Here is an 18,091-nt window from a genome sequence, read left to right as displayed (position 1 = left end):
CACATTTAATACTGACCATTTATTCATTTAAAGATGCCCAAAATCCTAACACTATAATATATTTATTTCGTATACTTTTCAAAACAACCTATACCAAACTACTCTTGTAGTAATTTTATTTAAACATATATCTATGAATAAGAACTGAAGGCAAAAGCCCTCAGTTCCTTTTATCATTTTATTAATTCTTAGGAATAGTTCCTTCTACTCCTTGTATAAACCAATCCATATTCCAAACTTCATCGTCTGACATTGCCTTACCAGCTTCAATCTTTACTTTACCATCTTGATCCTTCAATGGACCAGTAAATACCTTTAATTTTCCTGATTTTATATCTTCACGAGCAGTATCAACCTTTGCTTTTGCACCTTCTGGAGCATTAGCAGTAAGGGGTGCTAAATCAACTATTTCATTTCCCCAATATTGAGTTGATTTCCAAGTTCCATTGATGATAGCATTTATTTGATCAACATAATATGGACCCCAATTCCAAATAGCTGATGTCATATTAGCTTTTGGTGCAACTTTGCTCATATCTGTGTTGTATCCTATTGAGAATACGCCTCTTTCTTCAGCAGCTTGTTGTGGTCCTGCTGTATCTTGATGTTGCGTTATTACATCAGCACCAGCATCTATTAAAGCTATTGCTGCTTCTTTTTCTAAACTTGGATCATACCAAGTTTTTGTCCATGTAACTTTAACTTTAACATTTGGATTTACTGATTGTGCGCCTAAAGTAAATGCATTAATTCCTCTTATAACTTCAGGAATTGGCATAGCACCAACGTATCCTATAACGTTTGATTTAGTTTTCATACCAGCAACTATACCTGATAAGTATCTCATTTCTTCTATTTTACCAAAGTATTGTCCTAAATTATCTCTTGTTTCATAACCCGAACAATGAAGGAATTTAACATCCTTATGTTCTTCTGCAGCTGCTATTAAGCCTTCTTGGAATCCAAAGCTTGTTCCAACTATAACATTACAACCTTCTTCTATCATAGTTTCACAAACTTTTTCAACTTCGGCTTTATCTTCTGGAACACTTTCCTTGATTACAGTTTTCACACTTGTTTTTTCTTCAAGATATTTTCTTCCTTGATCATGGGAATATGTAAACCCACCATCGCCTACTGGTCCAACATAGATAAATCCTACCTTAATATCACTAGCTGCTAATTTACCGTCTGCACTCTTACTTGTCTTCGTCTCGCCAGTGCTACAGCCAGTTAACACTAACGCACCTGTTAATACTAATCCTACTAACTTTTTTAAACTTTTTTTCATTTTAGCTCCTCCATTGAATAACGAAAATTTATATTTGAATTTTTATTATTTTTTATTCAATTATTCTTTAAATATTACTCGGTCATTATCAAATTTCTCAATAATAGCTAAAGATTCAACCCTTACTCCAGCTTCCTCAACAACTTTTCTTCCTGGCTGAAACCCTTTTTCTATTACTATTCCTACGCCTACAACTTCAGCACCAGCTTGTCTAACAATATCAATTAGTCCAAGTGCGGCACAGCCATTAGCTAGAAAATCGTCAATTATCAAAACCTTATCACTGTTGTCTATAAATCTTTTCGCTATCTTAACCTTATAGCACTGATTCTTCGTAAAAGAATGAACATCTGAACTATAGGTCTCATCTACAATGTTGGCTCCAAGAGTTTTTTTTGCAAATACTACTGGAACATTTCCAAAATGTTCAGCTGCCATACAAGCAATTCCAATGCCTGAAGCTTCTATTGTTACTATCTTTGTTACAACGTCGTTTGAAAATCTTTCTCTAAATTCCTTACCAATTTCATTAAACAATCGTACATCCATTTGATGATTTAAGAAGGAGTCTACTTTTAATATTTTTCCGTCTATCACTTTACCTTCATTCAAAATCTTGTCCTTAAGTAATTTCAAATTATTCACCTCTACAAATTTTTGGCACAAAAAAACCTAGGTTAAAACTAACCTAGGAATATAACTTAATTTATATTACGCATATGAAAAATATGCATCGTAAAAATACCCGTTATACCCATAGTCAGATTATTTACGGCAATCTGATAGAAACCCCTGAACCATATTATCAAGGTTATATGAGCCAAATATTATCTTTATCTTTTGTGTCTATCGTTCGTGTTTTGTCCTCTATCAGTATACTATCTTAATCTTCTACTTATGTCAACAAAAAAATATCTTTTTCTTCACATTCTTTTAACGTAAAGCTATATATACATTTTACATCAATGTTCTTCTATATAAATATATTTCCAGAGATGTTATTTTAAGATTTGTGAAACAATACCACTTATCTTCTTTCCTTCATATTGTCCCTTTAACTTCGCCATAACAATTTGCATGGCTTTTCCCATATCAGCCTTTGATTCTATTGAATTTTCTTTTAATGTATCTTCGATTACCTTTTTAGCTTCTTCATCAGTCAACTGTTTTGGCATATATCCTGTAAAGAATTCGATAACAGTTTTTGTTTCATTTATTGTAGTTTCATCATTAGCTTGAACAGCAAACTCTAAAGTTTCTTTTAATTGCTTTATAGTTTTTTCAATTACTCCTATAACTTCTATATCTTCAAGTTCTTTTTTTAAATCTAATTCTTTATATTTTATATCCGCATTTAGAGTTCTAATAGCAGTCAATATAACTTTATTCTTTTCTTTCATGGCTTTTACCATATCATTTTTAATTGTATCCTTTAACATTTACATCATCCTCCAAATTTTATATAAGTTAATTATCACTCAATTATTTTCTTAAGTCAAATTTCTGTAGATTCCTTAATCTAACTCTTTACATCTTAAGAGAAACCTTTAGTAATAAACCAATTAAGTTACCTTATTGTTATACCTATACCTTTTGAGAAAGATTTTTTCTAGCTTCTATTAAATATAATAAATAAGCCACAAGTCCTTTAAGTATGCTTGAAACAGAAATACTTATCCATATACCAGTAAGTCCAAAAGGCTTAATAAGTATTAAGGCCATAGGAATTCTTAAACTTGTAAATATAACACTGATTATCGAAGAAACTTTAGGTTTACCTATACCAGTAAAAAATCCATTTGATATAACTTCTATTGTACTAAATATTTGTGAGAAGGCTACAACCTGTAGATAAGCCTTTGAAATAATAATTGTTTCTTGCTCTCTTACAAACAATTTAATAAAAGGTGTGCTAAAGAAGAAAAATATCACTGCCATTAATAACGAATACATTATTCCTATTTTTAATGCAGAATTATAACCATCTTTTATTCTAGTATGTTTTTTAGCTCCAAAATTTTGTCCTGTAAAAGCTGCTACTGCTCCATGAAGTCCACCGATAACCATAAATCCAATAGATTCAATTTGAAGTCCTATTTTTTGAGCTGCAATTGCATCAGAACCAAATATAGCAATGATTCTTGCAAGACATATATTTATAACAGTAAACAAGACTCTTTGTACAGCCATTGGTGTTCCCAAAAATACTATTTCTTTTATTTTGATAAAATGAACTTTAACATTAATGTTATATTTAAGTACTCCTGAAGATCTTATTAGATACAACATAAACATCACTATATTTGCTATCAAGGTAGCTATTGATGCACCTAAAACCCCTAGCTTAAAAACATATATAAATAATGGATCTAAAATAATGTTCAATATCACACCAACAGCGTTGATGTTAAAAGCCAATTTATTATTGCCAAAGCTAGATAATATCCTTGTATATAACATATTAAAAAAACTAAAAAACAAAGTAGGTCCACTAGATGCTAAATAATAATACGCATCCTTTTCAACCTGTAAATTATTAAGGTGTAAAAAGCTTATAAGATTCCTACCACAAAAAATAGCAATAGCACCTAAAATAATACCCATTATTGTGTTTAATATAAGTCCTGCATTTATATATTCCTTAACTTCAATTTCTTCTTTTTTCCCTAAAGCATGAGCTACCTTTATACCTGTTCCAATAACTACAAATGAAATTATAGAGTTTCCAAGCCCCACAAAAAAACTCGATGACCCAACACTTGCAACAGCATCAGTTCCAATTCCTCCAACCCATAACATATCCACTAAATTATATGTAAATTGTAATAATGAACTCCCCATTATCGGTATCGCTAATGAAGTTAATACCTTAATTACATTTCCCTCAGTCAAGTCTATTTTTTTCATTATGTCTCCCCTTATGTATCAGATATTATATACGTTTTTGAGTTTTCATTCTAAAATATATAATTGTTTGTTATCTAAATATTAATTGCTTCAAGTTTTCTTGTCTATATAATAAATTATTTCCCTAATAATAAATGGATTTATTATTTAAATATACTATTTATACATCTTATTTTCAATTTATTCCATAAATCTATTTCGATAAGATTTAGTATTATAGTTAAAGAGTCTTAAAATTTAAAAGTCCACCAAATCATATATTGGTGGACTATCTAAGCTTCCCCTAAAATTCAATTTATATATTATAACTATACTATTTTTTCTTTTAATTTTTCAATCCACTGAGTCTTACCTTCTCCAAAATTATACATTTGACCAACATCATATAAAGAGCCATTTTTATAGTCAATTGATAGGACTAAGTCTTGAATTGAATCAAAACCATTCTTAGCTAAGCTATTTAGCTGTGTACTATAATAAGCTAAAATATCCCCTTTATATTTTGCAGCAATAGAATAATTGTATTTTAATGCCTCAGAATAAACTCCAGCTATATCTGCGCCTTCTTCTGTAGTAAACTTTCCATTAGCTACTTTTAAATCTTTCAAATCATAACCTGTATATTTTTTTATCTCTAAGTTAAGCCTATATTTTTCAAGTTTTTCTTGAGTACACTGCTCTGAATCATCAGACCTACTTTTTATAATATGTAAAAATAACTCTTTTGAATTATCTCCACTATTTAATAATTGTTCTATTGTATTAATCAGATTTGAATCCTCTGTACCGCTAACAGCTAAGTTATATGTATATGGATCTATTTTAAAAGTTAGTTTTAAATTATCTGGTATAATCACGTTATTATCCTTAAATAAGCTTTTCAATTGATTATTTACTTCCTGTCTATTATATAACTTCTTATTTGCTTGTTCAATATCATCATATATCGTTGGTTCACTACCTAAGGCATCATCCCCAAAAAAATAATCCATTGTACCTTGAAAAGTCATTCTCATTTCTGTAGTATAACCATAGTCTCTTTGTTGTTCTGTCAAGCCTTTCATGTAGCTTGGAGAATTCTGATTGTAGTATTTATCAAATATGTACTGTCTTGGATTTTGACGCCTTTTATTAGCTTCCGCTAACCTACTATATTTGTCTTTTAATATTCCTATTTGTCTTTCTTCTTCTCCACTGTATTTATTATTACTATTTATCACTCCATTATTAGTTTTATCCTTGGAAGAATCATTTTTTTTACTTTGCTCTGCATATCCATAGCCTGTACTTATACTATTGATATTCATAATAACTCACATTCCTTTCTTTGTATAATCAATATTCTAAACCCGCTTTATAATCAATCTATTAAACTCTCTTATTTTCATATGTTCTCTCGCTTGATACTTTAGCAATTAATTGCTTTCATAAACTAAAATATATACATACATTTTGTAAAAGCAAATCCATTGATTTTTATATAGTCACTTAATATTATTACTATTATATATTATATCGTACTGTTAATGTAATTTCTTTACATAATCTTATTCAAGATTTTCTTTAAGTATATATTATTGTATTTTAGATTCTAATCATACTCAAATAAAGGTACGCAGACCTATGTTATTGTTTTCTATATTTGACTTTTATTTATTCAAAAACTATAATCTACCTATAGACGTAAATTTTGAATTTTTATCATCCTGTGGTATATAAATTTAATTTAAAAGGAGATTATATTATGTTAAAAAAAATCTATTCTAAACCACTTTCTCTATTATTAATATTTATGATCAGCTTCTGCTCATTATCTTTTTCTGCAGAAACTAAAGCTGCTACAACAATAACAGGTAATAATAGTTTTTCAACAGCAGCAAACTTAGGATATTGGAAATATGCAACTTCAGTCCCAACAGTAATACTACCAGCAGATCAAAACGAAGCTTATTTTAGTTTCACAGTAAATGCTGGAGAGAAAATTTATGCTCGTTGTTCCTATGACACCAGTTATACAGGAATGACTGCAAGCTTGTATAACAGTTCACAATGGGAAACTGGTTTCGGTTCAATTGTTGATCGCAATTCTTCTTTACCATTTATTTGTGTTAGATGTGATGGTACCTCTAACAATCAGACGTTTTATTTAAAAGTTAGGAGAGGGTATTATACAGGAGATATGTATTTCTCTTTATCTTTCTATGATAGAATAAAAACTGGCTATAGTACTTTTACCTTTCCTAGGACAGCCTCTAATCCTGGTAACATTGGATTAAATTCTGCTGGAGTTGACTCAACTGAATTAAAATTAGACCTAAGAAGTAATACTACAGTTCCTCAAAGGGCTATAGTAACCGCTGTCACTACATCATCAACTCAATCTCCAAGTCAAGGTAATGTTCACCATAAACTTTTGAATGAAGCTAGTAATACTTGGTACACTTCAACAGTTTCTAGTGCTACTAAGGGTACTTATAACATTTCTGAAACAACTAATTTACCAGTAGTACAAGTATGGCATTTTAAATATAATGCTTTAGCAACAGCAAAATCAACTATGACTAATGTTAAATTAAATGTCAGTTACAAATACGATGTAACAGATCTATTTGACTATTCTTAGTAATTAAACTGCTAAATCAGGACCACCCGTCAAACGGGTGGTTTGCTTTAGCCCTATAAGGGCATGTTACTGGCCGTGCTACTCGCACATTGAGCGGTTTGCCAACCGCATACCTTTACTGGCTGCACCTAAAAGGTGCTTTATTTTTTGCCTTTGTTTACTGATTCACCCGTAAACGGGTCAATAAATTCTTTCAAGCTCATTTGTTCATATGCTAAATCTTCCTGTATTTGATTCTTTATGTATTCTTCTATTATCTTTTTGTTTCTTCCAACTGTATCAACGTAATAGCCTTTACACCAAAATTGCCTATTCCCATATTTATATTTCAAATTTGCATGTCTGTCAAAAATCATCAATGAACTCTTACCTTTCAAATACCCCATAAACTGAGAGACACTTAACTTCGGAGGTATACTTACAAGCATATGTATATGATCCTTACATGCATTTGCTTCAATAATTTCTACTCCTTTATGTTCACATAACTTTCTAAGTATTACCCCTATATCCGCTTTTATTTTTCCATATATGATTTGTCTCCTATACTTTGGTGCGAAGACTATGTGATATTTACAATTCCATTTACTATGTGCTAAACTACTATTATCCATTACGGATATACCTCCTTTGTACTTTTGGTTGTGGTCGGCAAACCTACTACCATTTTACATTGGAGGTATTCTTTTTTTCTACTCATCGCTAGAAGCTTTTTAGAACCACAGGTAAAACCTGTGGTATTCGTAAAACAAAAAAATCTGATAAGCATTTAATGCCTATCAGATTTCTTTTTATACGCTATTTGAAATTTCTCATTTTTTTAATTATTAAAAGAATAGCTACAACAAAGAATCCACCAATTGAGAATGCTAGTCCTTTGATTTCTAAGCTCCATCCCTTAAACATACTTATAGTTGTAGTAGGAAGTTTTTTTATACTTTCAGCTACTTCTTTTATTTTAGTATTAGTTTCAGCTATATCATTAGTGACTCTCTGACCTTCGATTACTGTGACAAATCCTGATTTATAGTTTTTAGTCCCATCACCTAATTGTCCTCTATGGTTCCATCCCCAACTCCAAACTGTACCATCATCTTTTAATGCTAATGTATGCATAAATCCAGCAGAAATAGCAGTTACTCCATTTAATCCACTGACTTTCACTGGTTCGTACCTATCCATATTTGTGCTATCACCTAATTGTGAACTATAATTACCTCCCCAATTCCAAATTGTTCCATCATCCTTCAAAATAACAGAAAAATAACCCCAGCAGATATAGCCACAACTTTAACTTCAGCCTCTTTAGCTTCAACCTTTACAACAGAAAAATTTAGAACACAAGATATCATTATTACTATACTTAGAATATGTATTACAATTTTCTTAACTAACTTATTCAATATCATTCCTCCCTTGTCTAGAAATTCTTAAGGGTATTATCAAACAACTTAAGGCAAAATCGCTTTTAATTTATTTTTTGCATAATAAAAGGCTTTGCAATATGCCGCAAAGCCTTACGTAATGCCTATTATATGGTGCGCCCAGAGGGAGTCGAACCCACGACCTCCAGATTCGAAGTCTGTCACTCTATCCAGCTGAGCTATGGGCGCTTAATCTTTTGCCCAAAATAAAATGGAGCGGGTGATGGGAATCGAACCCACGTAACTAGCTTGGAAGGCTAGGGCTCTACCATTGAGCTACACCCGCGTAATGAGCCTTTAATTAATTATATGCTCTTCTCTATTAAATTGATTTTGTCATTAGTTTAAAATGGAGCGGAAGACGAGATTCGAACTCGCGACGTTCACCTTGGCAAGGTGACGCTCTACCACTGAGCCACTCCCGCTTATTATGTAAGTTAAATAAATGGTGCAGGTGACAGGAGTTGAACCTGCACGCCGAAGGCGCTAGATCCTAAGTCTAGTGCGTCTGCCAATTCCGCCACACCTGCATATTTATTTGGTGCCCCACCGGAGAATCGAACTCCGGACAACATGATTAAAAGTCATGTGCTCTACCGACTGAGCTAGTGGAGCATATTGGCAGGGATAGCAGGATTTGAACCTACGAATACCACAGTCAAAGTGTGGTGCCTTACCGCTTGGCGATATCCCTATATTAATGGGGTGAACGATGGGACTCGAACCCACGACAACCAGAATCACAATCTGGCGCTCTACCAACTGAACTACGTCCACCAAGTTATGGTGCGTCTTAAGGGATTCGAACCCCTGGCCCACGCCTTAGAAGGGCGTTGCTCTATCCAGCTGAGCTAAAGACGCATGTTTGATGGAGCGGGTGATGGGAATCGAACCCACGTAACTAGCTTGGAAGGCTAGGGCTCTACCATTGAGCTACACCCGCATAGAAATTCCAAATTGTTTACTTAGTTGTTCCAAAAGCACTTTATAATCAATTATAAAGTATGGTCGGGGTGACAGGGCTTGAACCTGCGACCTCATGGTCCCAAACCACGCACTCTCCCATCTGAGCTACACCCCGAAATGGTGCGTCTTAAGGGATTCGAACCCCTGGCCCACGCCTTAGAAGGGCGTTGCTCTATCCAGCTGAGCTAAAGACGCATGTTTAATGGAGCGGGTGATGGGAATCGAACCCACGTAACTAGCTTGGAAGGCTAGGGCTCTACCATTGAGCTACACCCGCATGAAACTTTTTAAAACAGATTTGGTAAATCATTTATTGTTAGTTAATTATACTAAACTAACAAACCATCATTAGTTTTAATGGAGCGGAAGACGAGATTCGAACTCGCGACGTTCACCTTGGCAAGGTGACGCTCTACCACTGAGCCACTCCCGCTTATTATGTAAGTTAAATAAATGGTGCAGGTGACAGGAGTTGAACCTGCACGCCGAAGGCGCTAGATCCTAAGTCTAGTGCGTCTGCCAATTCCGCCACACCTGCATATTTATTTGGTGCCCCACCGGAGAATCGAACTCCGGACAACATGATTAAAAGTCATGTGCTCTACCGACTGAGCTAGTGGAGCATATTGGCAGGGATAGCAGGATTTGAACCTACGAATACCACAGTCAAAGTGTGGTGCCTTACCGCTTGGCGATATCCCTATATTAATGGGGTGAACGATGGGACTCGAACCCACGACAACCAGAATCACAATCTGGCGCTCTACCAACTGAACTACGTCCACCAAGTTATGGTGCGTCTTAAGGGATTCGAACCCCTGGCCCACGCCTTAGAAGGGCGTTGCTCTATCCAGCTGAGCTAAAGACGCTTACTGCATATGCTATTTTAAAGCATGTTTTAATGTTTGTCAACTAATTTTAAAAACTTTTTTAAAGTTTTCTAAACTTAGTTAAACTGGAGCGGGTGATGGGAATCGAACCCACGTAACTAGCTTGGAAGGCTAGGGCTCTACCATTGAGCTACACCCGCAAGATGGTCGGGGTGACAGGGCTTGAACCTGCGACCTCATGGTCCCAAACCACGCACTCTCCCATCTGAGCTACACCCCGATTGACAGTTTCTGAGGTTGTTCCCCTCAGCGACAAAAATTATTCTACACTAATCTCTAAGAATAGTCAACAGTTTTTTCAAATTTATTTTTATAAAGGGACAATTTTAGAATTTATTTGTCCATTCGATATCTCAATTACACCCACACTATTGTGTCCACATCTAGACATACCAGCTGATCCAGGGTTCATAAACCATATTCCTTGTTCAAAAAAAATATCTCCAATATGAGTATGTCCAAAAAGAACTATATCCACTTCTGCTTCCAATCCCTTGTATATAAGGTTATTTAAGGTGTACTTAACGTTATAAAGATGCCCATGAGTCATTAAAATTTTTTTATTTTCTATAACCTCTATTCGTTCTGATGGAGCTGAAACATTGAAATCGCAGTTCCCTTTTATGTAAAATACAGGTTTTGATGTATTTTTTTCGATAATCTCTGCATCAGAAACATTATCTCCGAGGTGAAATAAAACATCTACATTTTCCCTATTTAAAGTATCTAATGCCTTAAATATACATCTTTCAATCCTATGAGTATCGCTAATTACTCCTATTTTCACAGTTATTCCTCCAATTTAATTTTTCTCATTTCTTTTTTTAATAATTCTAAAGCTTCTCCTCTATGACTTATAGAATTTTTTTCATCATTTGAAAGTTCTCCAAAGGTTTTGTTAAATTTTTCAACATAAAATAATGGGTCATAACCAAAGCCGCCTTTTCCTCTATATTCCTCTGTAATAACCCCTTTAACTTCACCTTGTACTTTTATACTTAACTGCTCATTCACAATGAGCACCATTGCACAAACAAACTTAGCTGCTCTACCTTTATCTTTTATTTCCTGCATCACACTAAGTAGTTTTTCATTATTTGCTTTATCATCTCCATGCTTTCCTGCATATCTTGCAGAATATACACCTGGTTCACCATTTAAGGCTTCAACGGAAAGTCCTGAATCATCTGATAGAACCCAAAAATTTTCTTTATCTTCTAACAAATCATATATTCCTTTTGCTTTAATATACGCATTATCTATAAAAGTTTCACCATTTTCCTCAATATCTGCATCAATTCCCGCTTCTTTTAATCCAATAACCCTTACAGGAAATTCTCTTAATATATTTTGAATTTCCTCTATTTTATGCTTATTGTTACTGGCAACTATTATATCTTTCAAAGCAACTCCTCCATTCTATTAAAACAGCATTATAAATAAACAACTTTGTTTTTAATCTAACATATTTCCAACATAGAACTTTAAAAAATTAAAATCTGCTCCTATTTACAACATCTCTTTCTTAATTCTTAATCGAAAATACTTCTATGATGTAATGATTCTATAATTTAAATAGCTCATCCTTTGTCGGAGGACTTACAATGCTTTTCCCATTACTATCCACAATAAATTTACCTTTATCTATAATTTTCCCTATAATACTCGCTTTAATGCCATTCTCTTCAAGAGTCTTAACTAACGCATTCCCATTATCACAGCTTATTAAAAGACTTCCAGAAGAAATAAATCTTAATGGATCTATATTTAGTTCTTTTGCTATCTTTTTAGTTATTTCTGTAATAGGTAAATTATCCTTATAAAGCTCAAAACCTTTTCCTGAAGCAACAGCAATTTCAAAAGCTGCTCCTAATACTCCACCCTCCGTAATATCATGCATGGAATTCACCCCAAATTTAGAAGCTACTTTCCCCTCTTTAACAACACTCAGCTTATCACTATATCCTTTTGCCTCTAGAACCTCTTCTTCTGTTAAAATCGACTTTATACGTTCATAATAGTCATTAACCACTATTGAAGTTCCTTCTAGACATAAATCCTTTGTAACAATTAAATCATCACCACTCCTTGCTGATGAAGTCGCCACAGCTTCCCCTTTTTTTCCTTTTCCTAAGGCAGTACACGAAACTACCATCCTATTCACTGCATCTGTAACTTCTGTATGCCCACCTAAAATCTCTATATTCAGCTTAGTACATTCCTCATTTATTTCTCTCATTACCTCTCTAATATCTTCAAGAGTAGCTGTTGTCGGTGCCAAAATGGTTACTAAAAGCCCTATTACTTCAACACCACAGCTTCCAATATCATTTGCATTTATATGAACAGCAATTTTACCAATATTATTAGCTGCTCCAGTAATAGGATCTGTAGATAATACAGCTTCATAATCACCAAAATTTATTACAGAACAATCTTCTCCAATGCCACTTCTTATTCTTACATCTTCTCTCTCAACAGTTCTATTTCCCTCTATGATACCTTTAAGATCTTCCCAATCTAATTTTCCAACTTCCATAATACTTTCCTTTCAAAAATCTAATATGTATGACTTCATTATTAAAACATATATAACAAAAATTTAATCTCCTAAATTGAACTATTTTCGCCTTTTGCTTCATATACTTTTATATAATTCTGTTTTGGTGGTGAACGTATTTGAAATATATAGGTCCATTTTTAAGAATTAATACACTAAACAAATCAAACATTAGCAACCAGCTCTTTCACTTTTCTAAGGAATCTTTAAAGCATATAGTTCTATACTCAAAATGCGGTATTATGATTAAACCAAAGGATTTGACCGTTAAAAACATATCTAACAATGATATTAACATAATAAACAACATTTCTCCACTACTCTGCGTATATAAAAAATCTAGTAGTAGACTAAAACTTGAAGGAAAAAGATTTACTTTTAACGATGAAACCTTTAAGCGTGAGATTATAATAAGAGCCAATGGTTTTATGACCTTAAGCCTTTTAGATTTATGTGAATACTATAGAGATTTTCAAGATAACGATCTACAAAATCTATACAAGCTTTATCTTTCTATGGCAAAAGATCAATTAGACTTTTATGCATCACACCTAAGAAATTCTCAAGGAGTTTTTGTAGATAAAAAGGATTTGTCAGATAGTATTTCTAATGAATTTAAACTTGAACAAAAGAGATCTTCTTTTAAGTTTTCTGATCAAGCACTTTTGATGTGTGCTTATTATAAATACAGTGATTTATCCTCTGAAGAAGATTCTTCAATGTATAGAGATTTTTCTTATGATATCTTAAAGATGTTTTTAGATTATAAATCAGAAATATATCCGCAAGATTGTGAAGAACTTCTTGATATTTGTTTTGCCTTAAATCTTTTTTACGAGTTATCTCGAAACAAAGATACCTTAAATTTATCTATGGATCTTGAAGAATATATTTGTGATAACTATCTTCATGTGATAGATAACAGTTTTAATCATTTAAACAAATTACTTCTGAATACAACAGATTTATCAAATTATTCAGATCTAGATAAATATAAAGAATTAAATAAAACTCTTTATGAGAGGCTTTTAGATTACTATGATGATGAAAACTCTATTTTTATGAAAAAGAATGATGACCTTGAATATAATTGTGAAGAAAGTGTCCTTTATCTTCTAAACTGTATTCGTAATTGCACTGAGAAACAAGAATATATTATATCAAACGTCTTTAGAAATCTTCTTTTAGATTCAGGACTTATTCTTAGTTGGCCAGATGCCCCTAACCTCGATAGTCCAGAACGATATATAAATGAGTCTATGAAGTCTGAGGATATGATAGAGGAAGAGAATTATAAAATGATGTCTATGGGTACCCCAGAGTCTACCAACTTTGCACCTATATTCATTAAACGTGTTAAGTTCAATAAGAAAAGGAAAAAGTTTAAAAAATATAGCAACAGCTTTGATTCAAAAAAGAATTTATTTCTATATTACATTTTACTTCACTATCAAAAACCCAAACACAAAAAACAATTTCTTAATCAGTAACCTTAGTTTAAGAATATAAATATAATATTATATCTCTATAAAAATAAGCTTTATCTAACAACCATATAGTCGTATGTATAAAACTTAAAAAGATGATGTCACTTTAGTGGCAACATCTTTTTAATTAAATACTCTCATCTTAAAACTCTAATAAGTATTGTATAAAGGGGAATTAATGTGCTGAAAAGAAAACTTACTGCATTTTTTCGTAATTTTAAAATATTACTATTAAGATTCGCTCATTTCAGTATTTTTATGTTATAATTTATTTGGTATACTCCATTGTTATTTTTTTATTTAGCTTAAGCAATTTTTGTATACTAATGATAATCAAAAATTTTTACATAATTTTAAGAGATAATAATATAAATCATAGTTGTGCAGGAGGTTATAGGAATGCTTACTGTTGCAGTCCAAATCGTAAGCTTGGTAGCATTAGCAATTTTTATAGTGCTCAGTATATGGAGCTTTGTAATTTTAAAAAAATATTATTCTCAGATAAAATATAATAATTATATTCTTGAAAAAATCTGCGCAGCTTTGTCTAAGGAAAAAAAAGATTCTCAATTACTCTTAGGGGAACCTTCAGAGAAAAATAACTTTTTTGATGATAAAGCTTAAAGGACTAAGGCACTCCATATACTCATTGGAGAGCCATAGTCCTTTCATTATTATATTCCTGCTTTTACACCTAACACCTTTGATTCTTTTTCCGTATCTGGAACCCTCATTAAAAATAACCCGCCAATTATAAATAAAACTATTAAACTAAACACCCCATTATTTGTTTTTCCAGTAGCTTGAGAAACTACCCCTATTAAAGCTGGTCCCATTACTGATGCAAACTTACCAAATATATTGTAGAAGCCAAAAAATTTACTGGAGTTTTCTTTGGGTACTAACCTTCCTAAGTAAGACCTACTTATAGCTTGAATCCCACCTTGACAGCTACATACTAATAAAGCTAAAATCCAGAAATCAAGTTCCGTCTTCAAAAAATAAGCGTATATACATATACCAGTATAAATAGCTATACTACATAAGATAACTTTTTTACCACTAAACCTGCTACTTAACCTTCCAAAAATCAAAGCACATGGAAATGCTACAAACTGTCCAACTAATAATATAACAAGTAAAGTAGTAGACTTTATCCCCAAATCACTGCCGTATGAAGTAGACATACCTATAATAGTATGTACTCCATCTATGTAAAAAAAGTATGCTAGCAAAAACATAAATACAATTTTATGTTCTTTTATGTTCTTAAAAGTTTCTAATAATCTTACAAAACTTTTCCTTATAGGTTTTTCTTCTGGTTCTATTGAGTATTTTTGTTCTACATTTTTAAGCATAGGTATAGAAAAAATTCCCCACCATATAGCAGTAATAACAAAAGCTATTCTTGAAGCTGCTGAAACTCCAAAAGGAACTGCGCCTGTTTGAGCGGCAACAATTAATCCTATACATATTATGAACGGTATAGTACTTCCTATATAACCTAAAGCAAATCCTGTAGCTGATACCTTATCCATCTTATCATCATCTGTTACATCAACTAAAAACGCATCATAAAACACTTCTGCTCCTGAAAATCCAACTATAGTGAAACAATTAATTACAAGTAAAACTATCCACTGATTTTCCGGAACCACCGCTAGCAAAGCAGTAAAAATTAAACCTAATGATAAAAACAACTTGAAAAATTTCTTCTTGTAGCCTCTATAATCAGCTATTGTCCCAAGAACTGGAGCTAAAATTGCAACTATTAAAGTTGCAATTGATATACCGTATCCCCAATAAGCAGTGGATGTTGTAGCTGCTACCCCGGAGTTATTTGCTATACCCTTAAAATACAGTGGCAAAACTGTCGAGGTAACAGTAATAGAATATGCAGAGTTTGCCCAATCATATAAAGCCCAACTTTTTTCTTCTCTATTTAATTTTGTCATCTATTTTATCCTCCTACCACCTATAATCATATAAAGTTACTAGCCGAAATTTTCACCATTCAAAATATTTAATGATAGTTTTAAATTTTTACAAGCTATATTTTGAAAAAGTCCAATGAGAAATTCTCCAATTGTCCATATATTTTTACAATAGAATCCCCTTAATAACTTCTCCATCACATTGTTCAAGGTTTATACCTAATAATTCCGCAAAGGTTGGTCCTTCATCAATTAACCTAGCTTTTTCTACTATTGCTCCAGGTTTAATTCCATGGCCATAGGCTATTAACATCGTTGAGTATCCTACCTTTGAAGGTGAAAAACCGTGAGTTGCAAATGTATAGTCCTTATCCTCTCTTTGTTTTTCTCTTGTGACCTCCTCTACTATATCCTTATGTGCAGAATTTAAAAAATAATACCCTTTTTTAGCTTCTAATAAAAAATCACATTCTGGATCTGCACCAAATTCTTCAGCTTCTTTACTAGATAAAACATAATCAATACCACTGTTAGAATCCTTAGCAAAGTCTAGCAAAAGTTCTTTTACTTGTTTTCTTAATGCTTCATCTTTTTTATCTTTTAAATAAACATATCCACTTCCATCAGCAGTATTGAAGAATACTTTCCAATCTTTTATCTTTCCATTTTTATCTGTTACTATAAATCCATTTTCTCTAAATAAAGAATTAATATTTATAACCTTATCCACATCAAACATACTATGATCACCCAAAGCTACAATTGTTGAACTTTCAAAAATACTAGCTTCCTTTAGTGCCTTGATTATCTCACCTAATCTTTTATCCTGTCTTAGAATAGCTTCTCGTGCTTCCTCAGAATTATAACCATATATATGTCTGTTAGAGTCCACATCCGTCAAATGTATTAACATCAAATTGGGTTTTTTATTTTTAATAGTATCGATTGTGCATGCTAAAATGAAATCATCTAATTCTGGTTGATGTACCCCTTTTCTTATATGTCCATAACGATTGTTCATCTCTAAAATATATTTAGGAGAACTATTAATCAGAGATACCATCACCTGATTCTGCCAAGATCTATTTGGCCATATTTCTGCAATATTATATTTTATCTTTGCTCCAGCAGTTACAGGCCACAGAAGTGAAGCTACTACCATTTCTTGCTCTCTTGCTACATCATATAGAGTCTTTCCTATAATATGTTTTCTATGCCAAAACCAATCTTCATGTCTCCTTCTTGGCTGTACCTTTAAGTTATTTACTATTCCATGGTTCTTTGGATATTTTCCAGTTACTATAGACGTATGAGCAGGATAAGTAAGGGTTGGATAAACGCTTTCTACTTCCTTTACATAAGCACCTTGCTCCATAAGAAGTTTAAAGTTAGGTAGGCTTTTTAATATTTTATAGTCTTCAGCTGATACTGCATCAAAGGATATTACTATTAAATATTTACTCATGTTTATCTCCTTTTGATATTAATATATCTCTTTTATATTATGTGTTTATTTAAACTTTGTTAAATGTAGGTTTATGACTTTAGTCCCAATATTACAAAAGACTATAAAAAATGAATAAACATTTTTTATAGTCTTAGCATACAAAATTTAAAATTTACTTTTTTATATAGTCTTACTGCATGAAAAACTTCTTAGAACGTAGTTAATCTAAAGAAAAATGCTCCAATAGCTATAGCAAAACAACAAATTGAATAAAAAATACTCATAGCTTTATCTTTACGATCAAAAACTGAAAATCCTGAAAAAATCATAGTTATCATAAGCGAAGTCTGAAAAATATGATAATCATTGAAATTTCTTATGTAAACAAACTGATATGTAGTTAACACAGTAAATATCAAAGTTACCATAGTTATAGCAACCAAAATCCATGTAACAAAGTCTATAACCTTCTTAAAACTCTTTTTATATGTATACATACTAACTTGGTTCATTTTTTCCCCTCCATTACGACCTTTATAATACTATTAATTATAAACGTTGT

The 18,091-nt window shown here is 32.2% G+C and carries 17 protein-coding genes, 20 tRNA genes and 1 riboswitch; of the genes, 3 read left to right on the top strand and 34 right to left on the bottom strand.

Going from position 1 to position 18,091, the window contains the following annotated elements; all coding sequences use genetic code 11:
• Nucleotides 1–181: 181 nt before the first annotated feature.
• The 5 genes from CLOCEL_RS07020 to CLOCEL_RS07000 form a co-directional block, all read right to left on the bottom strand.
• Nucleotides 182–1,291 carry a BMP family ABC transporter substrate-binding protein gene (locus tag CLOCEL_RS07020; RefSeq protein WP_010075995.1) on the bottom strand — a complete coding sequence of 370 codons (1,110 nt, stop codon included), beginning with the start codon at nucleotides 1,289–1,291 and terminating at the stop codon, nucleotides 182–184.
• Nucleotides 1,292–1,351: 60 nt separating this feature from the next.
• The gene (locus CLOCEL_RS07015) at nucleotides 1,352–1,927 is read right to left on the bottom strand and encodes a xanthine phosphoribosyltransferase (protein WP_010075996.1); all 576 of its coding nucleotides are present in this window, start codon (nucleotides 1,925–1,927) and stop codon (nucleotides 1,352–1,354) included.
• Between the two features lie 101 nt (nucleotides 1,928–2,028).
• Nucleotides 2,029–2,130: riboswitch (purine riboswitch) on the bottom strand.
• 159 nt (nucleotides 2,131–2,289) lie between these two features.
• Entirely contained in the window at nucleotides 2,290–2,730 is a 441-nt protein-coding gene (locus CLOCEL_RS07010) for a GatB/YqeY domain-containing protein (protein ID WP_010075997.1), read from the bottom strand.
• Between the two features lie 145 nt (nucleotides 2,731–2,875).
• The gene (locus tag CLOCEL_RS07005) at nucleotides 2,876–4,198 is read right to left on the bottom strand and encodes an MATE family efflux transporter (protein ID WP_010075998.1); all 1,323 of its coding nucleotides are present in this window, start codon (nucleotides 4,196–4,198) and stop codon (nucleotides 2,876–2,878) included.
• A gap of 308 nt (nucleotides 4,199–4,506) precedes the next feature.
• A complete protein-coding gene (locus CLOCEL_RS07000; protein ID WP_010075999.1) occupies nucleotides 4,507–5,505 on the bottom strand; it encodes a DUF4885 domain-containing protein in 999 nt (332 codons plus the stop codon).
• A gap of 437 nt (nucleotides 5,506–5,942) precedes the next feature.
• Between CLOCEL_RS07000 and CLOCEL_RS06995 the strand changes: the two genes are divergently transcribed.
• Entirely contained in the window at nucleotides 5,943–6,821 is an 879-nt protein-coding gene (locus CLOCEL_RS06995; protein ID WP_010076000.1) for a hypothetical protein, read from the top strand.
• Between the two features lie 140 nt (nucleotides 6,822–6,961).
• Here the strand turns inward: CLOCEL_RS06995 and tnpA are convergent, their stop codons facing one another.
• The 26 genes from tnpA to CLOCEL_RS06870 form a co-directional block, all read right to left on the bottom strand.
• Nucleotides 6,962–7,435, bottom strand: a complete 474-nt coding sequence (tnpA, locus tag CLOCEL_RS06990; RefSeq protein ID WP_013291570.1) for an IS200/IS605 family transposase — start codon at nucleotides 7,433–7,435, stop codon at nucleotides 6,962–6,964.
• A 184-nt stretch (nucleotides 7,436–7,619) separates the two neighbouring features.
• A complete protein-coding gene (locus CLOCEL_RS06985; RefSeq protein ID WP_010076001.1) occupies nucleotides 7,620–8,072 on the bottom strand; it encodes an RCC1 domain-containing protein in 453 nt (150 codons plus the stop codon).
• Nucleotides 8,069–8,224, bottom strand: a complete 156-nt coding sequence (locus tag CLOCEL_RS22745; protein WP_010076002.1) for a hypothetical protein — start codon at nucleotides 8,222–8,224, stop codon at nucleotides 8,069–8,071. Before CLOCEL_RS22745 ends, CLOCEL_RS06985 begins: the two co-directional genes overlap by 4 nt.
• A gap of 133 nt (nucleotides 8,225–8,357) precedes the next feature.
• Nucleotides 8,358–8,434, bottom strand: a tRNA-Arg gene (locus CLOCEL_RS06980).
• 23 nt (nucleotides 8,435–8,457) lie between these two features.
• Nucleotides 8,458–8,531, bottom strand: a tRNA-Gly gene (locus tag CLOCEL_RS06975).
• A 64-nt stretch (nucleotides 8,532–8,595) separates the two neighbouring features.
• A tRNA-Gly gene (locus CLOCEL_RS06970) sits at nucleotides 8,596–8,670 on the bottom strand.
• A gap of 21 nt (nucleotides 8,671–8,691) precedes the next feature.
• Nucleotides 8,692–8,775, bottom strand: a tRNA-Leu gene (locus CLOCEL_RS06965).
• Nucleotides 8,776–8,784: 9 nt separating this feature from the next.
• Nucleotides 8,785–8,860, bottom strand: a tRNA-Lys gene (locus CLOCEL_RS06960).
• A 4-nt stretch (nucleotides 8,861–8,864) separates the two neighbouring features.
• A tRNA-Gln gene (locus CLOCEL_RS06955) sits at nucleotides 8,865–8,939 on the bottom strand.
• A gap of 7 nt (nucleotides 8,940–8,946) precedes the next feature.
• Nucleotides 8,947–9,022: transfer RNA gene (locus tag CLOCEL_RS06950), tRNA-His, on the bottom strand.
• Nucleotides 9,023–9,029: 7 nt separating this feature from the next.
• Nucleotides 9,030–9,106: transfer RNA gene (locus tag CLOCEL_RS06945), tRNA-Arg, on the bottom strand.
• 8 nt (nucleotides 9,107–9,114) lie between these two features.
• Nucleotides 9,115–9,188, bottom strand: a tRNA-Gly gene (locus CLOCEL_RS06940).
• Between the two features lie 62 nt (nucleotides 9,189–9,250).
• Nucleotides 9,251–9,326, bottom strand: a tRNA-Pro gene (locus CLOCEL_RS06935).
• 3 nt (nucleotides 9,327–9,329) lie between these two features.
• Nucleotides 9,330–9,406: transfer RNA gene (locus CLOCEL_RS06930), tRNA-Arg, on the bottom strand.
• 8 nt (nucleotides 9,407–9,414) lie between these two features.
• Nucleotides 9,415–9,488: transfer RNA gene (locus tag CLOCEL_RS06925), tRNA-Gly, on the bottom strand.
• A gap of 81 nt (nucleotides 9,489–9,569) precedes the next feature.
• Nucleotides 9,570–9,644: transfer RNA gene (locus CLOCEL_RS06920), tRNA-Gly, on the bottom strand.
• A 21-nt stretch (nucleotides 9,645–9,665) separates the two neighbouring features.
• A tRNA-Leu gene (locus CLOCEL_RS06915) sits at nucleotides 9,666–9,749 on the bottom strand.
• 9 nt (nucleotides 9,750–9,758) lie between these two features.
• Nucleotides 9,759–9,834 (bottom strand) — tRNA-Lys (locus CLOCEL_RS06910).
• Between the two features lie 4 nt (nucleotides 9,835–9,838).
• Nucleotides 9,839–9,913 (bottom strand) — tRNA-Gln (locus CLOCEL_RS06905).
• A 7-nt stretch (nucleotides 9,914–9,920) separates the two neighbouring features.
• A tRNA-His gene (locus CLOCEL_RS06900) sits at nucleotides 9,921–9,996 on the bottom strand.
• Nucleotides 9,997–10,003: 7 nt separating this feature from the next.
• Nucleotides 10,004–10,080: transfer RNA gene (locus CLOCEL_RS06895), tRNA-Arg, on the bottom strand.
• 87 nt (nucleotides 10,081–10,167) lie between these two features.
• A tRNA-Gly gene (locus tag CLOCEL_RS06890) sits at nucleotides 10,168–10,241 on the bottom strand.
• 4 nt (nucleotides 10,242–10,245) lie between these two features.
• Nucleotides 10,246–10,321: transfer RNA gene (locus CLOCEL_RS06885), tRNA-Pro, on the bottom strand.
• Nucleotides 10,322–10,411: 90 nt separating this feature from the next.
• On the bottom strand, nucleotides 10,412–10,888 hold the full coding sequence (locus CLOCEL_RS06880; RefSeq protein ID WP_010076003.1) for a metallophosphoesterase: 477 nt from the start codon (nucleotides 10,886–10,888) through the stop codon (nucleotides 10,412–10,414).
• 2 nt (nucleotides 10,889–10,890) lie between these two features.
• On the bottom strand, nucleotides 10,891–11,505 hold the full coding sequence (locus CLOCEL_RS06875) for an XTP/dITP diphosphatase (protein ID WP_010076004.1): 615 nt from the start codon (nucleotides 11,503–11,505) through the stop codon (nucleotides 10,891–10,893).
• Nucleotides 11,506–11,665: 160 nt separating this feature from the next.
• Nucleotides 11,666–12,640: an AIR synthase family protein gene (locus CLOCEL_RS06870; RefSeq protein ID WP_010076005.1), complete on the bottom strand. Its 975-nt coding sequence runs from the start codon at nucleotides 12,638–12,640 to the stop codon at nucleotides 11,666–11,668.
• Nucleotides 12,641–12,903: 263 nt separating this feature from the next.
• Between CLOCEL_RS06870 and CLOCEL_RS06865 the strand changes: the two genes are divergently transcribed.
• Both CLOCEL_RS06865 and CLOCEL_RS06860 read left to right on the top strand, forming a co-directional pair.
• Nucleotides 12,904–14,151, top strand: coding sequence for a hypothetical protein (locus CLOCEL_RS06865; protein WP_242655234.1), 1,248 nt, complete (start codon nucleotides 12,904–12,906; stop codon nucleotides 14,149–14,151).
• A 396-nt stretch (nucleotides 14,152–14,547) separates the two neighbouring features.
• Complete coding sequence (locus CLOCEL_RS06860; RefSeq protein WP_010076007.1) at nucleotides 14,548–14,772, top strand: hypothetical protein; 225 nt, start codon at nucleotides 14,548–14,550, stop codon at nucleotides 14,770–14,772.
• Between the two features lie 50 nt (nucleotides 14,773–14,822).
• Here the strand turns inward: CLOCEL_RS06860 and CLOCEL_RS06855 are convergent, their stop codons facing one another.
• The 3 genes from CLOCEL_RS06855 to CLOCEL_RS06845 all read right to left on the bottom strand — a co-directional run bounded on the left by CLOCEL_RS06855 (nucleotide 14,823) and on the right by CLOCEL_RS06845 (nucleotide 18,041).
• On the bottom strand, nucleotides 14,823–16,103 hold the full coding sequence (locus CLOCEL_RS06855; RefSeq protein WP_010076008.1) for an MFS transporter: 1,281 nt from the start codon (nucleotides 16,101–16,103) through the stop codon (nucleotides 14,823–14,825).
• A gap of 145 nt (nucleotides 16,104–16,248) precedes the next feature.
• On the bottom strand, nucleotides 16,249–17,547 hold the full coding sequence (locus tag CLOCEL_RS06850) for an alkaline phosphatase family protein (RefSeq protein WP_010076009.1): 1,299 nt from the start codon (nucleotides 17,545–17,547) through the stop codon (nucleotides 16,249–16,251).
• 191 nt (nucleotides 17,548–17,738) lie between these two features.
• Nucleotides 17,739–18,041 (bottom strand): hypothetical protein, encoded by a 303-nt coding sequence (locus CLOCEL_RS06845; protein ID WP_010076010.1) that lies wholly within the window; start codon nucleotides 18,039–18,041, stop codon nucleotides 17,739–17,741.
• Nucleotides 18,042–18,091: the final 50 nt, after the last annotated feature.

This window comes from Clostridium cellulovorans 743B, from assembly GCF_000145275.1.
Taxonomy (GTDB): Bacteria; Bacillota; Clostridia; order Clostridiales; family Clostridiaceae; genus Clostridium_K; species Clostridium_K cellulovorans.
Note: the sequence above shows the minus strand (reverse complement) of the source record. Positions and strands in the feature narration are given on the sequence as shown.